Source organism: Aminobacter anthyllidis (assembly GCF_018555685.1).
GTDB classification, from domain to species: Bacteria; Pseudomonadota; Alphaproteobacteria; order Rhizobiales; family Rhizobiaceae; genus Aminobacter; species Aminobacter anthyllidis.
Window position 1 is genome coordinate 416,467 of sequence record NZ_JAFLWW010000004.1, and the last position, 22,792, is coordinate 439,258.

The 22,792-nt window shown below is 61.9% G+C and carries 23 protein-coding genes; 13 read left to right on the forward strand and 10 right to left on the reverse strand.

Annotated features, from left to right (window positions below):
- The first annotated feature begins 81 nt into the window (after nt 1-81).
- From J1C56_RS15795 to J1C56_RS15835, 9 genes are all read left to right on the forward strand, one after another.
- Nucleotides 82-666, forward strand: coding sequence for a DUF4956 domain-containing protein (locus tag J1C56_RS15795; RefSeq protein ID WP_214391011.1), 585 nt, complete (start codon nt 82-84; stop codon nt 664-666).
- Entirely contained in the window at nt 644-1,456 is an 813-nt protein-coding gene (locus tag J1C56_RS15800) for a polyphosphate polymerase domain-containing protein (protein WP_214391012.1), read from the forward strand. Before J1C56_RS15795 ends, J1C56_RS15800 begins: the two co-directional genes overlap by 23 nt.
- An 11-nt stretch (nt 1,457-1,467) precedes the next feature.
- The gene (locus J1C56_RS15805; protein WP_214391013.1) at nt 1,468-2,394 is read left to right on the forward strand and encodes an esterase-like activity of phytase family protein; all 927 of its coding nucleotides are present in this window, start codon (nt 1,468-1,470) and stop codon (nt 2,392-2,394) included.
- Nucleotides 2,395-2,776: 382 nt separating this feature from the next.
- Nucleotides 2,777-3,094, forward strand: a complete 318-nt coding sequence (locus J1C56_RS15810; protein WP_214391014.1) for a hypothetical protein — start codon at nt 2,777-2,779, stop codon at nt 3,092-3,094.
- Nucleotides 3,095-3,104: 10 nt separating this feature from the next.
- Nucleotides 3,105-3,488: a hypothetical protein gene (locus J1C56_RS15815; RefSeq protein ID WP_214391015.1), complete on the forward strand. Its 384-nt coding sequence runs from the start codon at nt 3,105-3,107 to the stop codon at nt 3,486-3,488.
- 11 nt (nt 3,489-3,499) lie between these two features.
- Nucleotides 3,500-3,667, forward strand: a complete 168-nt coding sequence (locus J1C56_RS15820) for a hypothetical protein (RefSeq protein ID WP_115734510.1) — start codon at nt 3,500-3,502, stop codon at nt 3,665-3,667.
- A gap of 10 nt (nt 3,668-3,677) precedes the next feature.
- Nucleotides 3,678-5,075, forward strand: a complete 1,398-nt coding sequence (locus J1C56_RS15825; RefSeq protein ID WP_214391016.1) for an APC family permease — start codon at nt 3,678-3,680, stop codon at nt 5,073-5,075.
- A gap of 60 nt (nt 5,076-5,135) precedes the next feature.
- Nucleotides 5,136-5,834 carry a hypothetical protein gene (locus tag J1C56_RS15830; protein WP_214391017.1) on the forward strand — a complete coding sequence of 233 codons (699 nt, stop codon included), beginning with the start codon at nt 5,136-5,138 and terminating at the stop codon, nt 5,832-5,834.
- A gap of 9 nt (nt 5,835-5,843) precedes the next feature.
- A complete protein-coding gene (locus tag J1C56_RS15835) occupies nt 5,844-6,107 on the forward strand; it encodes a hypothetical protein (RefSeq protein WP_214391018.1) in 264 nt (87 codons plus the stop codon).
- Nucleotides 6,108-6,179: 72 nt separating this feature from the next.
- Here J1C56_RS15835 and hppD read toward each other — a convergent pair whose 3' ends face one another.
- Entirely contained in the window at nt 6,180-7,289 is a 1,110-nt protein-coding gene (hppD, locus tag J1C56_RS15840; RefSeq protein WP_214391019.1) for a 4-hydroxyphenylpyruvate dioxygenase, read from the reverse strand.
- A gap of 124 nt (nt 7,290-7,413) precedes the next feature.
- On the opposite strand from hppD, the gene J1C56_RS15845 reads away from it, so the two are divergent.
- The gene (locus tag J1C56_RS15845) at nt 7,414-7,881 is read left to right on the forward strand and encodes an Lrp/AsnC family transcriptional regulator (protein ID WP_214391020.1); all 468 of its coding nucleotides are present in this window, start codon (nt 7,414-7,416) and stop codon (nt 7,879-7,881) included.
- Here J1C56_RS15845 and J1C56_RS15850 read toward each other — a convergent pair whose 3' ends face one another.
- On the reverse strand, nt 7,882-8,337 hold the full coding sequence (locus J1C56_RS15850; protein WP_214391021.1) for a MarR family winged helix-turn-helix transcriptional regulator: 456 nt from the start codon (nt 8,335-8,337) through the stop codon (nt 7,882-7,884).
- A gap of 84 nt (nt 8,338-8,421) precedes the next feature.
- Between J1C56_RS15850 and hmgA the strand changes: the two genes are divergently transcribed.
- The 3 genes from hmgA to maiA are packed head-to-tail and all read left to right on the forward strand — an operon-like array spanning nt 8,422 to nt 11,442.
- A complete protein-coding gene (hmgA, locus tag J1C56_RS15855) occupies nt 8,422-9,771 on the forward strand; it encodes a homogentisate 1,2-dioxygenase (protein WP_214391022.1) in 1,350 nt (449 codons plus the stop codon).
- A gap of 13 nt (nt 9,772-9,784) precedes the next feature.
- Nucleotides 9,785-10,801 (forward strand): fumarylacetoacetate hydrolase family protein, encoded by a 1,017-nt coding sequence (locus J1C56_RS15860; RefSeq protein WP_214391023.1) that lies wholly within the window; start codon nt 9,785-9,787, stop codon nt 10,799-10,801.
- 5 nt (nt 10,802-10,806) lie between these two features.
- Nucleotides 10,807-11,442, forward strand: a complete 636-nt coding sequence (maiA, locus tag J1C56_RS15865) for a maleylacetoacetate isomerase (RefSeq protein ID WP_214391024.1) — start codon at nt 10,807-10,809, stop codon at nt 11,440-11,442.
- Nucleotides 11,443-11,444: 2 nt separating this feature from the next.
- Here the strand turns inward: maiA and J1C56_RS15870 are convergent, their stop codons facing one another.
- The 8 genes from J1C56_RS15870 to J1C56_RS15905 form a co-directional block, all read right to left on the reverse strand.
- Entirely contained in the window at nt 11,445-13,457 is a 2,013-nt protein-coding gene (locus tag J1C56_RS15870) for a putative 2-aminoethylphosphonate ABC transporter permease subunit (protein WP_214391025.1), read from the reverse strand.
- 1 nt (nt 13,458) lies between these two features.
- Entirely contained in the window at nt 13,459-14,637 is a 1,179-nt protein-coding gene (locus J1C56_RS15875; protein WP_420797400.1) for a putative 2-aminoethylphosphonate ABC transporter ATP-binding protein, read from the reverse strand.
- 77 nt (nt 14,638-14,714) lie between these two features.
- The gene (locus tag J1C56_RS15880; RefSeq protein WP_214391026.1) at nt 14,715-15,737 is read right to left on the reverse strand and encodes a putative 2-aminoethylphosphonate ABC transporter substrate-binding protein; all 1,023 of its coding nucleotides are present in this window, start codon (nt 15,735-15,737) and stop codon (nt 14,715-14,717) included.
- A 227-nt stretch (nt 15,738-15,964) separates the two neighbouring features.
- The gene (locus J1C56_RS15885) at nt 15,965-16,801 is read right to left on the reverse strand and encodes a DMT family transporter (protein ID WP_214391027.1); all 837 of its coding nucleotides are present in this window, start codon (nt 16,799-16,801) and stop codon (nt 15,965-15,967) included.
- A 163-nt stretch (nt 16,802-16,964) separates the two neighbouring features.
- Nucleotides 16,965-18,422, reverse strand: coding sequence for a phosphonoacetaldehyde dehydrogenase (phnY, locus tag J1C56_RS15890; RefSeq protein ID WP_214391028.1), 1,458 nt, complete (start codon nt 18,420-18,422; stop codon nt 16,965-16,967).
- 13 nt (nt 18,423-18,435) lie between these two features.
- Nucleotides 18,436-19,692 (reverse strand): phosphonoacetate hydrolase, encoded by a 1,257-nt coding sequence (gene phnA, locus J1C56_RS15895; protein WP_214391029.1) that lies wholly within the window; start codon nt 19,690-19,692, stop codon nt 18,436-18,438.
- 27 nt (nt 19,693-19,719) lie between these two features.
- Entirely contained in the window at nt 19,720-20,922 is a 1,203-nt protein-coding gene (locus J1C56_RS15900; protein WP_214391030.1) for a 2-aminoethylphosphonate--pyruvate transaminase, read from the reverse strand.
- Nucleotides 20,923-21,053: 131 nt separating this feature from the next.
- Nucleotides 21,054-22,721: a Na/Pi cotransporter family protein gene (locus tag J1C56_RS15905; RefSeq protein WP_214391031.1), complete on the reverse strand. Its 1,668-nt coding sequence runs from the start codon at nt 22,719-22,721 to the stop codon at nt 21,054-21,056.
- Nucleotides 22,722-22,792 lie beyond the last annotated feature (71 nt).

Consider the following 22,792-nt stretch of genomic DNA (forward strand, 5'->3'; position numbering starts at 1 on the left):
ATTCAGGAGAACCGAAATGCCAATCCCTTGCCCGCCTTGTCAGGCGCTACGAAGGCCCTCTACGACGACCGGGAGAGGCCGATGATCGCGCAGCTTTTCCAGACGCCCTTCGCGGCCGAACTCGTTCGCTTCGGCCTCAACCTTACCGGCATGTCGGCGCTGCTGTTCGGCATGTATTACCGGCGCTACCGCGACAAGGAGCTGGTCACCGCGGCGGCCCTGTTCAACATATTTGTCTTTGCTGTGCTGACGGTACTGTCGACGGTACAGTTCGGCGTTGCCGCCGGCTTCGGGCTGTTCGCCATCCTGGCGCTGTTTACGCTTCGCTCGGAGCCACTTTCCAAGACCGAGATGACCTATTTCTTCGGCAGCGTGGCAATTGCCGTCATCTGTTCGGTCCAGGGCACGACCTTGCCTTTCGTGGCAGTGACGGTGGCCTGCGTGCTTGCAGGCGCCTTCGTCGTCGATCATCCCCGCATGCTGCAGTCGGTCAGCGGCACCAAGGTCTCGCTCGACAAGATCAACGTCGCTCTGCTGTCGGACCCTGCCGCCATGCGCACCGAATTGTCCCAGCGACTGGGCGTCGACGTGCTGTCCTACCAGGTGCTGCAGCTCGACTACATCACGGAAATGGCGAAGCTCAATGTCCATTATCGCAAGCACTGAAGCGCTGATTTCTGGTGGTTTCGCACCGATCAGCCTGAAGGCCCTGAACGGCAAGGCCGCCATGCTCGAGCGGCTGGACAACAAGTATGTCGTCGACGGCACCGTGCTGATGCGGGCCGCCGGCGACTTCACCGAGGTGTTCGACATGCTGGAGATCGACGGTAAGCGCGCCTTCACCTACGAGACCTGCTACTTCGACGATGCCGGGCGTCGCAGCTATTTCGACCATCACCAGGGCCGGCGGCAACGCGCCAAGGTGCGCATCAGGCGCTATGTCGAGGCGGGGCTATGCTTTTTGGAAGTGAAGCTCAAGGACAAGCGCGGCATAACCGTCAAGAGGCGCCTCGACCTCGATATCGGAAGCTTCGGAAAACTCGACGACGAGGCAGTGACCTTCATCGACAAGGTCTACCACGCGCAGTACGGCCAGGCCTTTCCGCATGAACTGTCACGCGTTCTCGACATGCGCTACCGCCGCATGACGCTGGTGGCGCGACAGGGTGGCGAGCGCATGACCATCGACACGGGCCTCGAGTTCTTTGCCGGCGCCGCGCGTCGTGCCGTCGACCCCAGCCTGTTCATCCTCGAAACCAAGTCGGCAAATGGCAATGGCGTTGCCGACGGCATCCTCAGGGCGCTGCACCAGCACCCGACCAAGCGCTGCTCGAAATACTGCGTCGCCACCGCGCTGCTGAACCCCGGAACCAAACACAATCGCTTCCTGCCGGCCCTGCGCAAGCTTGGAGGGATGCCCGCCCGTCCAGCCCTCCACCAGCCAAACATCCAATAGGAGTGAGAGACATGATCAAGCACTTCACCGCCGTGCTGCTCGGCGCTTCGACCCTCGTGCTCACCGCCCCTGTCATGGCTGGTTCATCCGAACTTGCCGTGCTGGACAGCAAGCCTGCTCCAGTTGCAGCGCGGGACGGTCAGTCGATCAACGAGCTGTCCGGCCTTGCCTGGGATGCCGACGAGAACCTGCTCTACGCTGTCTCCGACGACGGCATCCTGCATCACTTCCGGCTCGAGAGCGCCGACGGCAAGATATCAAGCCTGGAGCCTGTCCTCTCGGTACCGCTCAAGACAGGCGCAACCCCTCAGGTCGTCAACGCCGAGGGGCTTGCTGTCACCAATGGCGACAATGGCAAGCAGGGCGACACCGAGCTTCTCGTCGCTTTCGAGGACGGGCCGGCTATCCATCGGTTCAAGGCCGACGGCACGTCGCTCGGCGCACTGCAATTGCCCGAAGCACTCGCCGAAGCTGCCAAATACAGCGAGGCCAACAGCCGCCTTGAGGCGGTGGCGGTCGCGGGCACGCTCGGCGTCGTCACGGCGCCGGAGGAAGCGTTGCTGAGCGAGCCCGGCGATACCCACACCATCCACGGCCTCGACGGCAAGCGTTGGAGCTTCGCCACCTTCCAGCCCAAGCGCAGCAACCTCAAGGCCATCGAACCCATGCCCGACGGCCGTCTATTGCTGCTTGAACGCACGCGCGAACAAAAGGGTGGGCCGAGCATCGGCCGTCTCAGGGTTTTCGACCCCAAGACTTGCGGCGAGGCCAATGCGTGTGCTGTCGAAAATCTCGATCCCGGAGCCAGCCAGTTGCTCAACGACAATTTCGAAGGGCTGACCGCCTTGGGCGGCGATCTATATCTGCTGGTCACTGACAAGACGAAGAAAGAAGGGCCCGCAAACTTCGTTCTCGTCTCGGTCAAATCAGGCGTCTGACCCTCATTTTGACAGCAGCCAGCGGCGGTAACCGGGATCACATTCCGGTTGCCGCCGCTGGCGTTTGAGGCCGCCTCCGCCCTGCGCGACTCCTTTGGCGCTCACTCGGGAAAAACATAACGTGCAGTGCCGTTCCCGCCCCTTTGGGCAACGCGGACCGCCCGTTAGCGACCTCTGGCGTAAAATTTCCGACACCGTGTCGGACCCACAAAATCCAATCGATTCAATGTCATTCGGCTTTGTCGAAAGTCGCAGTGCGACAAGTGCGCGCGGTCGTCACTTGACAGGAAATTAACTTTGCCAGACATTCCTCAGGGGAAATTAATTTCCCGCAGAAGCAAACCAAAATGAAGCCGAAAACGGCCGTGGTGGAGGAGGAAATATGGAAGCGACTATAAGTCAGCAACGCGGGGACGCGACTCTCGAGCAGCGCATCGACAAGATGCATAGCCGTGATCGAGCGGGCCTCGTGGTTTTCGTTGCGGTGCTCTGGTGCACCATGTTGTTCGCGCTGTTCAACATCTGGTCCTACATCTCGGTCCCAGCCATCCGCGTCATCCTGTCGATTGCCTGCGGCCTGGTGCTGGCCTTCAACACGGCGGCTATCGTCGCCATGCTGCGCCATTACGTCGAAGACAAACATTTCATCTATGGCCTCGACATCAAGCATCTCGACGAGATGCGTCGCCGTCGGGGCTAAGGAGCGCACAATGGCTTACAAACCACCGAAACAGGGCCTCGCCGGCCAGATTTTCGACGTCGTGACCTTGCTCGTGCTGACCATCGGCGCACTTTATATTCCGCTCTATCTGGGCCTGGCGGGCGCGGTCAAAGTGCCGAACCCGATCGCCAATCCGACCTGGGAGGCGCTCGGCCAGAACGCCGCCGAGCAGCAGCAGTGGGCAGCCCTCGGCATCACCGACCCGGCCGCTGCCAACGACATCATCACCGCCCGCTTCGACTACAGCTTCAGCTGGAGCGCGCTGATCGTCATGGCCGTGCTGGTCATCGGCTATTTCGTCATGGTGGTCCGCCTGTCCGACCGTGAGTACCGCGAAGTCATCGAAGAGCGCTTCGGCGACAAGAAGCGCTAGGGGAGGCCACAATGGATACCTGGAATTATCTCGAATACGCGGCCTGGGCACTATCCGCACTTTTCGGCGTGCTGATGCTCATCGACCTCGTCCGCATCGACACCACCTACGACAACGAACTGCTGATCTCCTCTCGCGAAGGCGAGATAGAGGCGACTGCAGAACGCCACGAGATCTGAGGGGGCGACGATGGCAAATGTGACTTCAACCGCAGCCGAGCCGGAACGGCTTCAGCTGCTGCGCGTGCTCGGCCCCGCCCACATCTGGGCACTCGGCGTCGGCATCGTTCTTGTCGGTGAGTATATGGGCTGGAACTTCTCGGTTGGCAAAGGCGGCATGATTGCCGGCCTGATCGCCTGCTGGGTCGCCGGCCTGCTCTACACCTGCGTCGCCATGATCGACTCCGAAGTGACCTCGACGGTAGCCGCCGCTGGTGGCCAGTATGCCCAGGCAAAGCACATCGTCGGCCCGCTGATGGCCTTCAATGTGGGGCTGTTCCTGGTCATGGCCTACACCATGCTGGAAGCAGCCAATGCGATCACCGTCGGCTTCCTGCTCGACACGGTGGCCGGCTTGCAGGGCCATACAGGGCTCAACCAGCAGCCCTTCATCATCCTCGCCATCATGTTCCTGGCGTGGCTCAACTATCGCGGCGTGCTGGCGACGCTGACCTTCAATCTGGTCATCACCGCAATCGCCTTCCTGGCGATCATCACGCTGTTCATCTCGGTGCAGTTTGGCGCGTCCAACGTGCCGCTCGACTTCTCGGCGATCACCTCCGATCCGCTGCCTTATGGCTGGGTCGGCATCGTCGCATCGTTGCACTTCGGCCTGTGGTACTATCTAGGCATCGAGGGCACCTGCCAGGCGGCCGAGGAAGTGCGCTCGCCGGCGCGTTCGCTGCCCTACGGCACCATGGCCGGCATCATGACGCTGCTGATCGCGGCGACCATGACCTGGTATGTCTGCTCGGGCCTCATCCCATGGGAATATCTCGGCCAGGCCGGCACTCCGCTGTTTGATGCCGCGCGCGTCACCGGCAGCACCTCGCTGATGATCCTGCTTTTCGTCGGCACGACCTTCGCAACGCTGGCATCGGCCAATGGCTGCATCAACGACGCTTCGCGGGCTTGGTTCTCCATGGGCCGCGACCGATACCTGCCCAGCTGGTTCGGCGCCGTGCATCCCGTCTACCGCACGCCCTACCGGTCGATCGTGTTCCTGGTTCCGATCGCGCTTATCTTCGCGCTCGGCGCTCCGCTCGACCAGGTCGTGACCTTCTCGATCCTGTCGGGTCTGCTCGGCTACACCTTCATGACCTTCAACATGGTTATGTTCCGCAACAAGTGGCCGCTCGACACCATCAAGCGCGGCTATGTGCATCCGTTCCACCCGCTGCCGACGATCGTCCTGCTGATCCTGTGCTCGACCGCCTATTTCGCCGTGTTCCTCGGCTATGGCACGCAGCTCAGCGCGATGATGTGCTTCTACATCGTGGCGTCGCTCTGGTTCCACTTCCGGCGTTACCAGTTCGTGCGCCGTGGCGACCAGTTCACCATGCCTTGGCCGAAGCCGGTCGGGTACTGACCATACAGTGAATGGCGGCGCGGACCTCGCGCCGCCATTTTCGCAAGCAAGGCACTCCCCATGATCACCACGCTTGCTTTTTCAGCTTTCGTCGCGGTTTCCTGCGGCTGGATCGGCGTGCGTGCGGTCCGCGAGCATCGCGCCGTCCTTGCCGAACGAAGGGGCCTGCTCGACGACGCGGCCAAGCTGTTCGACAATGCCCGGATTACTTTCGGACGCGATCATTTTCCCGTACTCGTTGGCCGGCTCGACGACGGCAGGCGGGCCAAGGTCGAGCTCATCGCCGACACCATGGTCACGCGCCGGCTGCCCCAGCTCTGGCTCAGGGTCACGCTTAGCGAAGGCAAGGAGTGTGCGAGGCCGACAATCGGTGCGCTCGCCCGCCCGACAGGCGCTGAATATTACTCACTCGTCCACGACATGCCGGAATGGATGACGCCGCCCCAGACCGAAACATCACTCCTGATGCGCGGTGACGGTAGCGCGACCGCCTGGCAGGCCGAACGGGTTTCGGCGCTTTTCAGAAGCCTGTTTGCCGACCCGCAGGTCAAGGAAGCAGTCATCACGCCACGTGGCACACGCGTCATCAGGCAGGCGGCTCAGGGCGATCCTGGCGCGCATAAGGTTCTCCGGCAGGCGCGTTTTCCGCTTAAGGCGATCCCGTCCGAACTGGTGAGCTTGGCCATCGCCGAAGCCGAGACGCTGAGTGCCTTGCTGGCTGAAGACGACGATACGATCCCTGCCTACGAAGCAGCTTGAGGACAACCCATGGCCAAGCCGATCAATCCCTACCTCGTGCTCGCCTTGGCAATCATCTTGCCGGGGGCAGGGCACGTCGCCACGCGCGACGCCATGCGTGGGCTGGCCTTCGCGTTCTTTGTTGTTTTGTTTTCAGTGATTTCTTACGCCACGACGACGCCGGAAACGTCCTTCATCGGCCGTCATGCCGGGGGACTGTTCGTCTGGGCGTTATCAATCCCGGACGCCTACCGGCGCGCGCGCCTGCGCTGGGCCATGGTCGAAAGGGCCTGATCGTAGACAAAAAAGAAGGCGGGTTGCCTTGCGTGCAACCCGCCCCAACAGAGGCCTGCTTGATGTCGCCGGCTATGCGGCAGTCTGCGAGATCACGCCGCGGCGGATCTGGTCTTCCTCGATGGACTCGAACAGGGCGCGGAAGTTGCCTTCGCCAAAGCCCTCGTCGCCCTTGCGCTGGATGAATTCGAAGAAGATTGGTCCAATCACGGTCTTGGAGAAGATCTGCAGCAGGATCTTGGTCATGCCGCCATCGACCACGCCTTCGCCGTCGATCAGGATGCCGTGCTTCTTCATCTTGTCGAGCGGTTCGTCATGGCCGTGCACGCGCTGGCGCGACATTTCATAATAGGTTTCGGGTGGACCGGGCATGAACTTCAGGCCCTTGTCGGCGATCCTGTCGGTCGCGGCGTAGATGTCGTCGCTGCCGACTGCGATGTGCTGGATGCCTTCCCCCTTGTACTTCCTGAGATATTCCTCAATCTGGCTGGTGTCGTCCTTGGACTCGTTCAGCGGGATGCGGATCTTGCCGCAGGGCGACGTGATGGCACGGCTGACGAGGCCGGTGATGCGGCCATCGATGTTGAAGAAGTGGATCTGCTTGAAGCCGAAAAGCTCGCGGTAGAAGTCCCACCACTTGTCCATGTTGCCGCGATAGACATTGTGGGTCAGGTGATCGAGGAAGTAAAAGCCGACGCCTTCGGGCTTCGGATTGGCTTCGCCAAGCCAGTCGAACTCCGCCGCATAGGTCGAGCCCTTGGCACCATACTTGTCGATGAAATAGAGCAGCGAGCCGCCGATGCCGACAATGGCGGGCACGTCGAGTGCCTTGTCGTTGCCGGTGTAGGGTGTAGCACCCTTGGAGACCGCATGGTCAAAGGCGTGCTTGGCATCGACGACCCGCCAGGCCATCGAGGCCGCGCATGGGCCGTGCTCGCCGACGAAGCGCATAGCATGGCTGCCCGGCTCGGCATTGATCAGGTAATTGATGTCGCCTTGACGCCACACGGTGATGTTCTTGGTCTTGTGGCGAGCGACCGGCGCATAGCCCATTCGGGCGAACAGCTCTTCGAGCTTATCCGGTTCGGGGTGGGCGAATTCAACGAATTCGAAGCCGTCGGTGCCTGCGGGATTGTCGGCACTGATCTTGGCCGGCGGTGCGTCGTGCGGGAACGGGCCCATGGAAATTCCTCCTCAAATCTCGGTGACGCATATTGTGCTCCCGATTTGATGCAATGTGCTTGCATTCTGGGCCTATTTAAGCCGATCTATGCGTGAAGCGTGCATGGATGGGGAGTTGGGTGCAATGAATGAGGTGCTCGACAAGTTCGACGTCAAGATTCTGCGCGAGCTCCAGCTCGACGGCAGGCTGACCAACAACGAGCTGTCGGAAAAGATCGCGCTGTCGGCCTCGCAATGCTCACGCCGGCGCGGCCGGCTAGAGGCCGACGGCTACATTCGCGGCTATCAGGCGATGCTCGACCGCGAACGGCTGGGGCTCGACCTTCTCGTGGTGATCTCGGTGACGCTGGCCACCCATAACCGTGACAACGCCCAGCGTTTCGCCCGATTGGTCAACGATTTGCCCGAGGTACTCGAAGCTTATTCGCTGACTGGCGAGATGGACTACCACATCAAGGTCGTGGTGCGCGGCCTGTCGGACCTGTCGCGCTTCGTCAATGAAGTGCTTCTGCCGCACGATTCTGTGCAGCATGTAAAAACAGCGATCGTGCTGACGACGCTGAAGCAGTTCGGACCGCTGCCGATCGGGTGATCACGCCCGCTTTCGGGGGCGGGCCAGCAGGGCCTGCTCGACATCGGCGAGCCCGGCCTCAATGCGCTCGATGGCTCCTGATCCGAGCGCCTTTTCGAGTGTGGATTGATAGGTGCGGGCGAGATCGGCAACTTCGCGATACGCCTTCTGGCCCTGCGCGGTAAGTTCGAGATGTTCGACCCGGCGGTCTGCTGCATTCTCGCTGCGTTTCAGCCAGCGGCGCTCCTCCAGCGCGTGCACCGCGCGGCTGACCTTGGTCTTGTGCATGTTGGAATGGACACCGATGTCGGTGGCGGTCATGCGGCCGACACTGCCGAGTGCCGCCAGCGCACGCCATTCAGGTCGCGTCATCTGGAAACGCTGTTTGTATTCCTTGGAAAAGCTCAGGCTGATCAGCTCGGCTGCGCGGTTCAGCCGATAGGGCAGGAAACTCTCAAGATCGAAGGGGGCCGGCATCGAACAGCCTTTGATAGTTACAAAATCGACGGTTACACTTGCAACCAATTCGATGATCTCATGTGCTGATGGGAGGTGCAAGCGATGCTGGACAAAACCGACAAGCAGGTAGCCGCGGCAGCTGGCGTGAAATACATGCCAGGCTTCGGCAACGACTTCGAGACCGAAGCACTGCCAGGTGCCTTGCCGCAGGGCCAGAACAGCCCGCAGAAATGCAACTACGGCCTTTATGCCGAGCAGCTTTCAGGCTCGCCGTTCACCGCGCCGCGCGGCACCAACGAGCGCTCCTGGCTCTATCGCATCCGCCCGAGCGTGCGCCACACCAAGCGCTTTTCGGCGGCGAGCTACCCGCACTGGAAGACAGCACCTTGCATCGACGATCATTCGCTCGCGCTCGGCCAGTTGCGCTGGGGGCCGCTGCCCACGCCAGCGGAAAAGCTCAACTTTGTCCAGGGCATCCGCACCATGACCACGGCGGGCGATGCTATGACCCAGGTCGGCATGGCGGCGCACGTCTATGCATTCAACGCCGACATGGTCGACGACTACTTCTTCAACGCCGACGGCGAACTGCTGATCGTGCCCGAGGTCGGGTCGATTCGCATCTTCACCGAAATGGGCATCATCGATGTCGAGCCCTCGGAGATATGTTTGATCCCGCGCGGCATGATGTTCAAGGTGTCGCGCCTCGGTGACGGCGAGCTGCGGCGCGGCTACATCTGCGAGAACTACGGCGCCAAGTTCACGCTGCCCGACCGCGGCCCGATCGGTGCCAATTGCCTGGCCAATCCGCGCGACTTCAAGACGCCGACGGCAAGCTATGAAGACAAGGAAACGCCGTGCCGCGTGCTGGTCAAATGGTGCGGCAAGTTCCATGTCACCGAAATTGGCCACTCGCCGCTCGACGTCGTCGCCTGGCACGGCAACTACGCACCGTTCAAATACGACCTCAGGACCTTCTCGCCGGTCGGCGCGATCCTGTTCGACCATCCCGACCCGTCGATCTTCACGGTGCTGACCGCACCGACCGAAGAAGCGGGCACCGCCAATGTCGACTTCGTTATCTTCCCGCCGCGCTGGCTGGTCGCCGAGCACAGCTTCCGTCCGCCCTGGTATCACCGCAACATCATGAGCGAGTTCATGGGCCTGATCTATGGCCAGTATGACGCCAAGGAAGAAGGTTTCGTTCCCGGCGGCATGAGCCTGCACAACATGATGCTGCCGCACGGGCCTGATGCCATGGGCTTCGAGAAGGCGTCGAACGGCGAGCTCAAGCCAGTCAAGCTCGACCACACCATGGCCTTCATGTTCGAGACGAGGTATCCCCAGCAGCTGACGAAATTCGCCGCCGAGCTGGAGACCTTGCAGGAGAATTACATCGATTGCTGGGATGGTCTCGAACGCAAGTTCGACGGCACTCCGGGCATCAAGTGAAGACGGGAACATCATGAAACTCGCGACGCTGAAAGACTCCACCCGCGACGGCAGGCTTGTCGTCGTCTCGAAGGATTTGACCCGCTGTTCTGAGGTCGGCCACATCGCCCGTACGCTGCAGGCAGCACTTGACGACTGGGCCCATGTCGGCCCGCGTCTTACCCTTGTCGCCGAAGGCATCGAGACAGGTGCGCAACCGACCATCCGCTTCCACGAGCATGATGCGGCCTCGCCCTTGCCGCGCGCCTATCAGTGGGCAGACGGATCGGCCTATGTGAATCATGTCGAGCTGGTGCGGAAGGCGCGTGGCGCGGAGATGCCGGCAAGCTTTTGGACCGACCCGCTGATGTACCAGGGCGGCTCCGACTCGTTCCTTGGACCGCGCGATCCGATCGTCATGGCCGATGAGGCCTGGGGCATCGATCTTGAGGGTGAGGTCGCTGTCATCGTCGACGACGTGGCCATGGGCGCAAGCCGCGACGAGGCACTTGAGGCGATCCGCCTTGTCATGCTGGTCAACGACGTGTCTCTCCGTGGGCTGATCCCGGCCGAGCTTGCCAAGGGTTTCGGCTTCTTTCAGTCGAAGCCCTCGACGGCGTTTTCCCCCGTCGCAGTGTCGCTCGATGAGCTGGGCGATGCCTGGGACGGCGGCAAGCTGCGTCTGCCGCTTTTGGCCGGCATCAACGGCAAGCCGTTCGGCCGGGCCAACGCCGGCGTCGACATGACCTTCGATTTCGGCCAGCTCGTCGCCCATGCCGCGAAGACGCGGCCGCTTGTGGCAGGCACGATCATCGGTTCGGGGACCGTTTCGAACAAGCTCGACGGCGGGCCGGGCAAACCAGTCAGCGACGGTGGCGCCGGCTATTCCTGCATCGCCGAAATTCGGACCATCGAAACAATCGACCAGGGTGCTCCGAAGACCTCGTTCCTGAAGTTTGGCGACCAGGTCCGCATCGAGATGCACGACAAATCGGGCCACTCGATCTTCGGCGCTATCGAGCAGACCGTGGCGAAGTACGAGAAAGCCTGAGTACGATGAGCGATACGGTTCTGTTTGACTATTGGCGCTCGTCGGCGAGTTATCGCGTGCGTATCGCGCTCAACATGCTGGGTGAAGAATTTCGCCCGGTATCCGTTGATCTGTTGGCGAAGACCCAGAAGTCAGCCGAACATCTCGCGCGCAATCCGCAAGGGTTGGTGCCGGTTCTCGACATAGATGGCCACGTCTTCACCCAGTCGCTGGCGATCATCGAATATCTCGACGAAACGCGACATGCCGGTTTCCTGCCTGCTGATCCCGTTGGGCGCCAGCGCGTGCGCCAGCTGTCTTATGCGATCGCCATGGAAATCCACGCTGTCTGCAACACCGGCGTGGTTGCCGAGCTGATGCGGATCACCAGCAATGGCGAGGCGGCCCGCGATGCTTGGATGCAAAAATTCATTGGCGAGGGCATGATCGCCTTCGAGAACCTGCTCGACCATCCCGCGAGTGGCAAGTTCTGCCATGGTGACACGCCTGGCATGGCCGATTTCTGCCTGGTGCCGCAGGTCTACAATGCACGGCGCTGGAACGTTGATATCTCGGCTTTGCCGCGCGTTGTCGAAATCGCCGGGCGCTGCGAAGGCCTTGATGCCTTCGCCAAGGCTCATCCCGACAGGGCCAAACCGTAATCCTACCGCATCCGCCACGCCTGGGTGCGAGCGATCAGCACCTTGGACAGAAACAGGTGGATCAGGCGTGCGGCGGCATTGGTGTAAAAGATCATCATTGCCATCGCAGCAGCTGGCGCCACGTCGCCGGCGTCATCCATGTTGAGCACGGCGACCGAGGCCAGTGCGGTGTCTTTCGAATAGAGGAACACCACCGCCGAAACCGTGGTCATGGCATTGACGAACAGGTAGATCGAAATCTCGAGAATGGCGGGCAGGCAGACCGGCACCGTGACGCGGGCAAACAGCCTGTAGAACGGCTGCTTGAGCGACGCCGCCACCGGCTCGAATTCCTGGTCGATCTGCTTCAGCGCGGTTAGCGCCGTGAGGTGCCCGACCGTGTAGAAGTGAGTGATGGTGCAGACCACCAGGATGGTCATGGTGCCATAGACGGCATGCAATGGGTTGGCCGGGTCGTTGAAGAAGAAGATGTAAGCGAGACCCAGAACCATGCCTGGCACGGCCATCGGCAGCATGGCGAGGAACTGGAATGCCGAGCGTCCCGTGCGGAAACCTTCGGTCTTTTCGACCATATAGGCGCCGACGAAAACGATGATCGTGCCGAAGACTGCAGTCAGGCCGGCAAGCCGGATCGAGTTGTAGTACGAAGCCCATCCGCCGCCGTCCATGCGGTCGAAGGCGAAGTGCCTGAGGCTGAAGCTGAGATCATAGGGCCACAGCTTGACGACCGCTGCGAGCTGGCTTGTGGCCATGATGCCCACGATGAAGACGGCAATCAGCGAACACCAGGCGAGGCACAGCGTGTCGAAGCGGCGGCTTGGTTTGGGCTGATAGGGCACCGACCGGGCCGACAGCAGCGCCACCTGCTTCTTCGTCACCATGCGGTCGACGATGAAGGCGGCGATGGCCGGGACGAGCAGGATCACCGAAACGACCGCGCCCATCTCGAAGTTCTGCTGACCGATCACCTGCTTGTAGATGTCGACGGCAAGCACGTTGTATTGACCGCCGATGACCTTAGGCAGGCCGAAGTCGGTGATGACGAGCGTGAAGACGACAAAGGCCGCCGAGATCAGGCCATAGCGCGCGCCGGGAATGGTGACCGTCCAGAATGTACGCCAGTTGCTGGCACGCAGCGAAGCCGCCGCTTCGTAATGGCGCTGGTCAGAGATTGCCAGTGCGGTTGATATGATGATCATGGCGTGCGGAAAGGCGAAGAACACCGAGCCGACAATGATGCCGAGCGGCCCGTAGATCGACGCGCCCATCAGCAGGTCCTTCAACATGCCCTGATTACCGAAGAGGTAGATCAGCGCGATACCTGGCAGCAACGAAGGCACCAGGATCGGCACCATGGCGACCAGCTTGAAGGCGTCCTTGAAGCGCATGCAGCTGCGGTTGAGCGCATAGGCAAAGCCGAATGCGAGCCCGACGGTGACGATGGTGCTGATAAAGGCGATAAAGACCGAGTTTTCGATCGAACGGAACAGCGTCGGCGTCGAGAAATAGGTTGTGTAATTTTCCAGGCCTATCGACCGCGACGGCCTGAGCATCACCCGGCGGAATTCGTTGGAACCGAGCTCCCGCCACTCTGTGCCACCGTGCAATTGCAGTCCGACGAGATAGCTCGCATCCGCTGACGTGCCGCGGATCTTGTATTTCACAGGGCTGCGGAAGCTGAAATCGGGAAAGAAGCTCGTCGCTTGCAGGCGGCCGTCGGAATTGGTTGCCAGCGCCTCCGGCGAGACAGCGGCGATCTTGTCGTTGAGTGCCGCGGCAGTGACCGGCTCGCTCCAGTTGCCAGCGGCATCGCTAACCTGGAACTCGAACCTGGCGAGATCGAAGCTGTAGGTCGAAAACGACTTCGACAGCATGACATAAAGCGGGGCAGCCAGCGCGACGATGAGATAGAGCGCGATGACCACCATCAGGCCGCGCTTGATCAATTCGTCCTTGTCGAGGGCAAGCTTCAGCGTGCGGCCGGCCGGCAGGGCGGTGTCGATTGCCATCGCCATGTCATTGTCCTCCGGGATAGACCAGGAGGCGTTCTTCCGGCAGCTCGACCGTAAGCGCTGTTCCCTCCGTCAGTGTCAGGCGGCGGGCGGCGTTGATCGAGAAGTCGGCAATCAGCGTCTCGTCGCCTAGATCCGCGCCACGCAGACGGGTGCGCCAGAATGAACCTAGGAATTCCATCTCGCCGATGGTCACGTCGAGCAGGTTCGCCGGCTCTTTCACGACATCGGGCGCACCCGGCGAACGGGCACCGGGCCCGTGCGGGATGACATCCTCAGGCCGGATGGCCACGATGACAGATACACCGGCGTCGAACGAATGGGCGGCGCATTTGAAGGTCTTCGAACCGAAGCTGACAGAGCCTTTTTCGGCCGTTGCCTTGAACTTGTTCGCCTCGCCGATGAAGTCGGCGACGAACAGCGTTGCAGGATGGCGGTAGATCTCGGTTGGCGAGCCGATCTGCTCGATGACACCGTGGTTCATCACCACGATGCGGTCGGCCATCGACAGCGCTTCCTCCTGGTCGTGGGTGACCATGATGGTGGTGACGCCGAGCTTGCGCTGCAGTTCCTTGATCTCGTGGCGCAGATGCGTGCGCACCTTGGCGTCGAGCGCCGACAACGGCTCGTCGAGCAAAAGCAGGCCCGGCGAAATGGCAATCGCCCGGGCGAGCGCGATGCGCTGCTGCTGGCCGCCGGAAAGCTGTGCAGGATACTTGTTGCCCTGTTCAGGCAGGCCGACGAGCTTGAGCAGTTCGGTGACGCGGGCCTCGATCTCGGCGCGCGGGCGCTTGGTGTTTTCCAAGCCGAAGGCAATGTTCTTGGAGATCGTCAGGTTGGGAAACAGCGCGTAGGACTGGAAGACGATGCCATAGTCGCGTTGCGACGGAGGCAGCGTGGAAACGTCCTTGCCACCCTGGCGGATCGTGCCGCGTGTCTGCAGGTCGAGTCCGGCGATGGCGCGGAGCAGGGTTGTCTTGCCGCAGCCCGACGGGCCGAGGAAGCAAACGAACTCACCCTCGCGGATGTCGAGCGAGATGTCCTTCAACGCATGGAAATCGCCGAAGGCTTTCCACACGTTGGAGATCTCAAGATAGGCTGGCTTCACGTTCAGGCTGGCGGCGGTCATGGCGCTCACATCAGTCGGAGTTCGCGGCTGCCCGGCGAGGGTTTCGTGTCTCATCGTGATCATCCGGCTTGGGGGCAAGAGATCGGACGCCGCCCCTCGGCGACGTCCGGTTCAACTGGAAAAGCCGGTGGTCAGCTCTTCGGCTCGGACTTCGAGTCGTAGCGCTTGGTCCACTCCTCGAGGATGGCCTTGCGGTTGTTGGCCGCCCACTCGAAGTCGTTCTTGATCATCTTGTCTTCGATATCGGCCGGCAGGTACTGAACCGGCTTGGCGACACCCGGCATGGCGACCACAGCGTAGCCGACATTGTACATCTCGTTGGCCTTCTTGCTGATCGACCAGTCAAGCAGGGTCTTGGCCGCTTCCTCGTTGGCGGTGCCGGCAACGATCGCCGACGCTTCCATGTCCCAGCCAATGCCTTCGGAAGGGATGACGATGTCGAGCGGGGCGCCTTCAGCCTTGGACTTTGCGGCGCGGAATTCGAAGGAAATGCCGATGACCGTTTCGCCCGCCGCAGCCATCTTGCAAGGCTTTGAGCCGGAATGCGTGTAGGTGGCGACGTTCTGGTGCAGGCCATCCATGTAGGACCAGCCGTCTTTCTCGCCGAACAGCTGCAGCCAGCTCGATACATCGAGGAAGCCGGTTCCCGACGATGCCGGGTTTGGCATCACGACATGGCCTTTGTATTCGGGCTTGATGAGGTCTTTCCAGCTTTTCGGCGCGGTCAGGCCGAGCTTCTGACCCTCAACCGTGTTGAAGCAGATCGAGGCAGCCCAGGCGTCCATGCCGACCCAGCTTGGCGGCGTGTCCTTGTCGATGAAGTTGGGCTTGAGCTGTTCCACGCCCTTCGGCGCATAGGCCTCGAGCATGCCTTCGCTCTTCAGCACCAGGAGCGAGGTTGCCGCCAGTCCCCAGATCACGTCGGCTTGCGGATTGTCCTTTTCGGCAAGCAGCTTGGCGGTGATGACGCCAGTGGAGTCGCGGATGAAGTTGAGCTTGATGTCGGGGTGATCCTGGATGAAGGACTCGGCGTAGCGCTTGAGGTCTTCCGCTTCGATCGCCGTGTAGACGGTGAGCTCGGTCCCCGACCATGCAGCCGACGACATCATCATCGTTGCGAAGGCGGCGAGCGCGAAGGATTTCTTGTGGTTCATGAATATCTGGCTCCCATTTGAATCGCTTAGGCACATTCTGATTGGGAGAGGTCTGAGCAGGGATGCGCTTGCCGCGATTGCCCCGATTGCGCCTCGTCCAAGGCTGATACTGGGAACCGGGGGTCAATAAGTAAAATCTATTCTTTTTATGATACTGTAGGCTCAGCTTATGAACTGCACAGCCCTGCGACAGGCGTGTGACAAGCCTGTTTCAGGCACGTGAATTCTCAGGAAAAGGCCAGCGCAATAACGCCGCAAGCGACGATGACAGCCGAGATGACACGCGCCAGCCAAGGGCGCTCGCCGAAGATGAACAACCCGATCAGGGCGGCGATGATGACGCTCGATTCCCGTACCGCTGACACCGCACCGAGCGGGGCGATGGTCTTGGCGTAGATAACCAGTCCATAGGCGGTGACTGCGCCCAGCCCGCCGATCAGCCCCAGCCCGACGGTGCGGAGATCGATGGTGTGGGTGGCGCCGCGCCGGCGGAACAGCACAAACAACGTCACCGGAAATTCGAGCAGGAACAGCCAGCCCATGTAACCGAACGGGCTGTCGGACAGGCGAACGCCGATACCGTCCACGACAGAGTAGGAGGCGATCAGCACGCCGTTGATCGCCGCCGCCCCCACCGCACGCGGATCAGCATTCGCCGCGCCGCGCTGGAAGGCCAGGAAGGCGATGCCGAAGGTGACTGCGGCAAGCCCGGCCCAGCCCAGCGGCGGCAGTGTTTCGCCGATCATCACATAGGCGCCGAAGGCAACCAGGGCGGGGGCCAATCCACGCGCGATCGGATAGACCTGGCTAAGATCGCCGAGCCGATAAGACTGGAACAGGAAGACGTAGTAGCCGAAGTGGATGACGGTCGAGAGGAAGATGTAGATCCAGCTTTCCATCGACGGCGACGGCGCTGACAAGACAAGAACCGTGCCGAGTGTTGCGTGCGTGGCCGAGACGGCAGCGAGCACGATCGCCCTGTCGGTTGCCGCCTTGACCACAGCGTTCCAGCTGGCGTGCAGGAATGCCGCGACCAGCACGATGGTCAGCGCGAAACCGGACATGCGATCAGGCCATCTTGCGGCGAAGGGGCAAGGTCAGTGGCGCGCAAGCAGCTCGCCACGCAACGGCATCGAACAGGTGCATTTACCCTCCAGACGCAGACGAGGGGACGCAAGCGCCCCCTCGTCGAGACTCATCTGATTTGCCGGCTCAAGACAAGTGCGCTTAGGCCCAGGGCAACGAGAATGTCTTGACGTTGGTGAAGCTCTTCATCGCCTCGATGACGCCTTCCTTGTAGCCGTTGCCGCTATCCTTGATCCCGCCAAATGGCGACATCTCGATGCGGTATCCGGGGACTTCCCAGATATTGACGGTGCCGACCTGAAGCCCGGCGATGTATTTCTGCATGCGGCGGAAGTCGTTGGTGCACACACCTGACGACAGGCCGAAGGCGGTGGAGTTGGACAGCGCGATCAGTTCATCGTCATTGTCGGGCGCGCGCACGATCGGAATGATCGGGCCAAACGTCTCTTCCATGACCAGTTCCGACGTATGCGGAACGCGGTCGACGACGATCGGCGGCAAGAGCGCGCCCTTGCGGCCGGGGTCGTAGAGCACTTCGGCACCCTGTTCGGCGGCCATGTAGACGCGGCTTTCGAACAGTGCGGCGGCCTTTTCGTGCACCACGGTGCCGAGATCGGTCGAGCGGTCCATCGGGTCGCCGAACCTGATCTTCTTCGCCCGCTCCAGCACCATCGGCACGAAGCGGTCGGCAACACTTTCCTGGCACAGGATGCGCTTGACCGCGGTGCAGCGCTGGCCCGAGTTCTTGGTCGCACCTGCCACCGCGAGATCGGCCGCCTTGGCGAGATCGTCATCCGAGAGATCATTGAGAATGATCAGCGGATCGTTGCCACCGAGTTCCAGCACCTGGCGCTTGTAGCCGGCGGTGCGGGCAATCAGCTTGCCGACCGGAACGCCACCGGTGAAGGTGATCAGTTCGATGTTGTCGTTGGTGATCATCTCGGCGCCGATGTCGGCGGGCATGCCTGTCACCACCGACAGCATCTCCGGCGGCAGACCTGCCTCGTAGAGAATGTCGGCGAGGATCAGCGCCGTCATCGGGGTGAGTTCGGTCGGCTTGACCACGACGCAATTGTTGGTGGCGATCGCCGGTGCCACCTTGTGCGAGACCATGTTGAGCGGATGGTTGAACGGCGTGATCGCCGAGATCGCCTTCAGTGGCTCACGCGTGGTGAAGATCTTCCGTGCCTTGCCGTGCGGGGTGAGGTCGCAGGAAAAGATCTGGCCGTCGTCCTGGATGCACATCTGTGCCGACAGCGTGAATACGTCATAGGCGCGGCCGACCTCGTACAAGGAATCGGCTTTCGAGATGCCGAGCTCCAGCGTGATGATGTCGGAGATCTCTTCCTTGCGTGCGGCAAGCGCCTCTGCCGTGCGAAACAGGATCTGCTGACGCTCGTAGCGCGTCAGCTTCGGCTTGTAGTTGGCCGCGATCTCGAAGGCCTGGCGGGCGTGCTCGGCACGCCCCGCAGGCACCGTGCCGATCACCGCATCGGTGTAGGGGTAATGGACGTTGACGACGCCATCGGCATCGACCTTGCGTCCGGCGATGCGCATCGGTTCGTGGCGCACCTTGAACGTTGTTTCAGCCTTGACCATCGTCAGTCCTCCCTCAGGCCAGAGCTGCCGCCATGGCGGCATAATAGAACGCATCGAAGTTGCGCAGAACCGGTTCGTTCGGCAGCGACGGCAGCTTGCGGTTGACGATGAACGGTACCGCCTGCTCGGTCAGGCCGCCATGCGAGCGCAGCGGCTCGTTGAGCGCTGCCAGATCGTGGCGATGCTCGCTGGTGCCGATGGTCTTGTTTTCGGTGGACACCAGCACGATGTCGCCGATGCGGTCGGATGGCAGTTCGAAACGTTCGCAGGCGGTGGCGTTGTCGATGACGACGTCGATGCCTTCAATGGCGGCGAGGCGCTTCATGATGTCGGCCTGGTCGGCACCTTCGGGCAGGTAGGCGGTGGCGAACGAACCGAGCGCGCCGTGGTGGACGACATAAGGATCGGTGATCGGCAGGATGACGCGTGCTGCGTCCTTGCCCAGCCATTCGTCGAGAACGTCCTGGACATAGACCACGTCGGGTGTGCCGTCGGCCTTGTGCTTGGGCTTCATGCCATGGTCGGCGGTGATGACGATGGCAGCACCCAGCGCGTCGAGTTCGCCGAGATATTTGTCGAACATCTCGTAGAAGGCGTTGGCCTGCGGCACGCCGGGGGCATATTTGTGCTGCACGTAGTCGGTGGTGGTCAAATACATCACGTCAGGCTTGAATTCCTTGAGCAGCTTGACGCCGGCGGCAAAGACGAACTCCGACAGCTCGGCCGAATAGACTTCCGGAACCGGCTTGCCGAGCCAGGCGGATGCATTGTCGATGCCGTGCTCGGCCTTGGTCGAGACATCGGACTTCTCCGACGAGAAGCAGATGGCGCGGCCCTCGTCGAATTTCAGGCCGCTGCCGAGAAGAGCGCGCAGCTTGTCCTTGGCGGTGACCACGGCAACCCGCGCACCGGCATCGTAAAAGGCCTGGAAGACGGTCGGCGCGCGCAGGAAGCGCGGGTCGTTCATCATCACTTCCTTGCCGGTCTCGCGCTCGTAGAGATAGTTGCCGCAGATGCCATGCACTGCCGGCGGCCGGCCGGTGGCGATCGACAGATTGTTGGGGTTGGTGAAGCTCGGGATGACGCTGTGGGCGGTGCGTTCGGTGCCGTTGGCGCGGATCTTCACCAGCGAGGGCATCAGGCCTGCCTTGATCGCCTCGTCGAGATAGGCCGGTTCGCAGCCGTCGAGGCAAATCGCAATCGCCGGCACGCGCGGCCATTCATAGCTGCGGCCGTTGGCGCTGACGTTGATCGTGGTCATCTTGTTCATGGGAGGGTCCTTGTGATCTTCTTGTTGTCAGGCGGCGAGCTTGGCGCGCTCGGCGATGGCAGCTGCGGGGGGAGCAGCGGTGTCGACGCCCATTTCGCGCAGCGACTGGCCGGCGGCCTCGACCACCTTTCGCATGACGTGCTCGTCCATGCGTCCAATGCAGCCGACGCGGAAGCTGTCCACCACCGTCAGCTTGCCGGGATAGATGATGAAGCCCTTTTCTTTCATCAGCTCATAGAAGCGGTCGAAGGAAAAGTCCGGATGGGCCGGGTTGAAGAAGGTGACGATGATCGGCGACAACCAGCCGTCCTTGAGCAGCGTTTCGAAACCCAGTTCGCGCATGCCGGATACCATGACGTCGCGGTTTCTGGTGTAGCGCGCGCCACGGCCGGCAACGCCGCCTTCGACCTCATGCTGGCGAAGCGCCTCGAGGAAGGCGGCGACGACATGTGTCGGCGGGGTGTAGCGCCACTGGCCGGTCTTGTTCATGTGCGCCCACTGGGCATGCACATCGAGGCTCAGCGAATGGCTGCGGCCCTTGGCGGCTTCAAGCTCGCTCTTGCGGGCAATGATGAAACCGAAGCCGGGCACGCCTTCGATGCACTTGTTGGCCGACGACACCATGGCCTCGTAGCGCACTTTGCTGACTTCAAGCGGGATCGCACCAAAGGCGCTCATCGAGTCGACCAGGAACTTGCGGCCCTTGGCGTAGACCGCCTCGGAGATCTCGGCGACCGGGTTGAGGATGCCGGAGCTGGTTTCGCAGTGAACGAGGATGACGTGGGTGATTGCAGGATCGGCATCGAGCGCTGCGGCCACTTCGCCGCCGCGCGGCGGCATGTAGTCGCCCTTGTCGATCGCCACGTGATCGCGGCCGAGATAGCCGAGCGTCTGGACGATTCGCTGGCCATAGGCACCGTTGACCAGCACCAGGGCCTTGCCGTCGCGTGGAACGAAGGAGCCGAGCATCGCCTCGACGGCGAAGCTGCCGCTGCCTTGCATCGGCACGCAATCGAATTCGCCGCTCCCGTCGCCGAGCATGGCGAGGAGGCGCTGGCGCATCTCCGCCGTCATCGCCCGGAAGTCACCATCCCACGAACCCCAGTCGCGCAGCATCGCCTGCTTGACGGCATAAGAGGTGGTCAGCGGTCCGGGCGTCAGCAGATAGGGTTCGCCGAGAGCCGGTGCGGGGAAGGGGGCCTGAGCCGCAAGCTTGTGTTCGGACAGCATTTCTTTTCTCCTGGCCGTCTTCGGATGTCTTGTTCGGCTTCACTTTGCTGACAGGCAATCCATATGTAAAATCGTTATTTTGTATTCATCCATAAGCCTGATCGATGATGCCTGTATGACAGGCAATCCCGTCAGGCGATCTTGGCAAGCCGGCTTTCCAGCAGGTCGCCGCTCTGGGTCAGGATCGGGTAGGCGACCGAGACCAGGAGCGAATTGAACTCCTTGAGCGCACGCACGGCCTCGAGATGGATGTCGCTGGTCTCGATGCTTTGCGGCGTGCCTGATTGCAGGCGCTTGAGGTGTCGCTCGTGGCTTTCGCGCTCGAGCTTGCGCATGCGCTCCTTTTCGACGACCAGCTGGCGCGCCGCGTCGAGGTCGCCCGAGACCAGCACGTTCATGGCGATCTGCATGTTCGCCAGCACGCGGTCGTGCAGGGCGGTCAGCTCGCTCCAGCCCTCCTTGGAGAAGCTCAGCCGCTTGTCGTTTTTCTCCTGTGCCAGAACCAGGAGGTTTTTGGCGATGATGTCGCCGGCATGCTCGAGATTGATCGCAAGATCGGTCAGCTCGATGCCGCGCCGCGCCTCTTCCTGGCTCATCGTGCCCCTGTTGACCTCGGCGATGTAGAGCTTGATGTCGGTGTGGGCGCGGTTGACCTCCTCGTCGAGCTTGCGCACCTGCTCGACGCGAGCACGGTCGCCGGAATCGAAAAGATCCATCACCGGGCGCAGCATGATCTCCACCACTTCCGCCATGCGCAGCACCTCTCGCGTGGCGCTGGCGAGCGCCACGCTCGGCATCTTGATCACCGTGCGGTCGAGCGCGCTGACCCGCCGCGACATCAGGTCGAAGCTTTCCGCACCTGCGGGTGCGTCGGGCAGGATCAGCGCTACCAGGCGCTCCATCGGCCCGGTGAACGGCAGGCACAGCACCAGCAGTGCCAGGTTGAAGGCGAGGTGCAGGTTGACCACCTGACGCGCCGCGCTGGCGCCGAACCACCCCATTGGCAATTCGATAAGTTGCAGTGCAACCAGGATCGCGACGGCCGCCACGGCCCTAAAGATCAGGTTGCCGACGGGGATGCGGCGCGCCTCGATGGCTTGGCCGCGTGTCAGCCCGACGGCGACGAGCCCGGCGCCGAGATTGACGCCGAGGATCATCGGCAGCGCCACTTCCGCCGGCAGCACGCCCTGGGCTGCCATCGACATGAACAACAGTACCGAAGCGACACTGGAGTGGATCAACCAGGTGAATAATGCGGCCGCGCCAAAGGCGGTGACCGGATCGCTGCGCAGATAGTCGACGGCCATCGGCAACAGCGCGCTATGGCGCATGGGGGCCGTCGCTTCGCCGACCATGCGCAATGAAATCAGGATGAAGGCGATGCCGAGCAAGGTACGTCCTGTCTGCTTGACGATGCGCGCCTCGAATTTGAGGAACATGGTGGCGCCGAAAAACAGCAGCAGCGGCACCAGCCAGCTGAGATCAAAGGACAGCGCCTGCACCACCAGCGCCGAGCCGACATCGGCGCCGAGCATCACGGCGAGCCCGCCTGAAACGGTCAGCACACCGGTGGTGGCGAAGCCTGCGGCAAGCACTGCGACCGCAGTTGCGCTCTGCAACAGGATGGCCAGCGCCGTGCCGGCCGTTGCCGCTTTCAGTCGACCCTTGGTTGCGCCGCGTAACGCTTCGCGCAGCACAGCACCATGGGCGCGCTCGACGCCGGTGCGGACCATGCGTACCGCCCACAACAGCAGCATGATGGCGCCAGCCAGTTGCAGCAGGATGAACATGAAATGCATGGCCGAGAGCCTCCGATTGCAAGCGCGCAACTGTGGCGCTTGCCTTATCCTCGGTGGTTTTGAATATAAAT

Coding starts and splice junctions, on each gene's coding strand:
- J1C56_RS15795 (WP_214391011.1), top strand. CDS start 82: ATGATCGCGCAGCTTTTCCAGACGCCCTTCGCGGCCGAACTCGTTCGC.
- J1C56_RS15800 (WP_214391012.1), top strand. CDS start 644: ATGTCCATTATCGCAAGCACTGAAGCGCTGATTTCTGGTGGTTTCGCA.
- J1C56_RS15805 (WP_214391013.1), top strand. CDS start 1,468: ATGATCAAGCACTTCACCGCCGTGCTGCTCGGCGCTTCGACCCTCGTG.
- J1C56_RS15810 (WP_214391014.1), top strand. CDS start 2,777: ATGGAAGCGACTATAAGTCAGCAACGCGGGGACGCGACTCTCGAGCAG.
- J1C56_RS15815 (WP_214391015.1), top strand. CDS start 3,105: ATGGCTTACAAACCACCGAAACAGGGCCTCGCCGGCCAGATTTTCGAC.
- J1C56_RS15820 (WP_115734510.1), top strand. CDS start 3,500: ATGGATACCTGGAATTATCTCGAATACGCGGCCTGGGCACTATCCGCA.
- J1C56_RS15825 (WP_214391016.1), top strand. CDS start 3,678: ATGGCAAATGTGACTTCAACCGCAGCCGAGCCGGAACGGCTTCAGCTG.
- J1C56_RS15830 (WP_214391017.1), top strand. CDS start 5,136: ATGATCACCACGCTTGCTTTTTCAGCTTTCGTCGCGGTTTCCTGCGGC.
- J1C56_RS15835 (WP_214391018.1), top strand. CDS start 5,844: ATGGCCAAGCCGATCAATCCCTACCTCGTGCTCGCCTTGGCAATCATC.
- hppD (WP_214391019.1), bottom strand. CDS start 7,289: ATGGGCCCGTTCCCGCACGACGCACCGCCGGCCAAGATCAGTGCCGAC.
- J1C56_RS15845 (WP_214391020.1), top strand. CDS start 7,414: ATGAATGAGGTGCTCGACAAGTTCGACGTCAAGATTCTGCGCGAGCTC.
- J1C56_RS15850 (WP_214391021.1), bottom strand. CDS start 8,337: ATGCCGGCCCCCTTCGATCTTGAGAGTTTCCTGCCCTATCGGCTGAAC.
- hmgA (WP_214391022.1), top strand. CDS start 8,422: ATGCTGGACAAAACCGACAAGCAGGTAGCCGCGGCAGCTGGCGTGAAA.
- J1C56_RS15860 (WP_214391023.1), top strand. CDS start 9,785: ATGAAACTCGCGACGCTGAAAGACTCCACCCGCGACGGCAGGCTTGTC.
- maiA (WP_214391024.1), top strand. CDS start 10,807: ATGAGCGATACGGTTCTGTTTGACTATTGGCGCTCGTCGGCGAGTTAT.
- J1C56_RS15870 (WP_214391025.1), bottom strand. CDS start 13,457: ATGGCGATGGCAATCGACACCGCCCTGCCGGCCGGCCGCACGCTGAAG.
- J1C56_RS15875 (WP_420797400.1), bottom strand. CDS start 14,637: ATGAGACACGAAACCCTCGCCGGGCAGCCGCGAACTCCGACTGATGTG.
- J1C56_RS15880 (WP_214391026.1), bottom strand. CDS start 15,737: ATGAACCACAAGAAATCCTTCGCGCTCGCCGCCTTCGCAACGATGATG.
- J1C56_RS15885 (WP_214391027.1), bottom strand. CDS start 16,801: ATGTCCGGTTTCGCGCTGACCATCGTGCTGGTCGCGGCATTCCTGCAC.
- phnY (WP_214391028.1), bottom strand. CDS start 18,422: ATGGTCAAGGCTGAAACAACGTTCAAGGTGCGCCACGAACCGATGCGC.
- phnA (WP_214391029.1), bottom strand. CDS start 19,692: ATGAACAAGATGACCACGATCAACGTCAGCGCCAACGGCCGCAGCTAT.
- J1C56_RS15900 (WP_214391030.1), bottom strand. CDS start 20,922: ATGCTGTCCGAACACAAGCTTGCGGCTCAGGCCCCCTTCCCCGCACCG.
- J1C56_RS15905 (WP_214391031.1), bottom strand. CDS start 22,721: ATGCATTTCATGTTCATCCTGCTGCAACTGGCTGGCGCCATCATGCTG.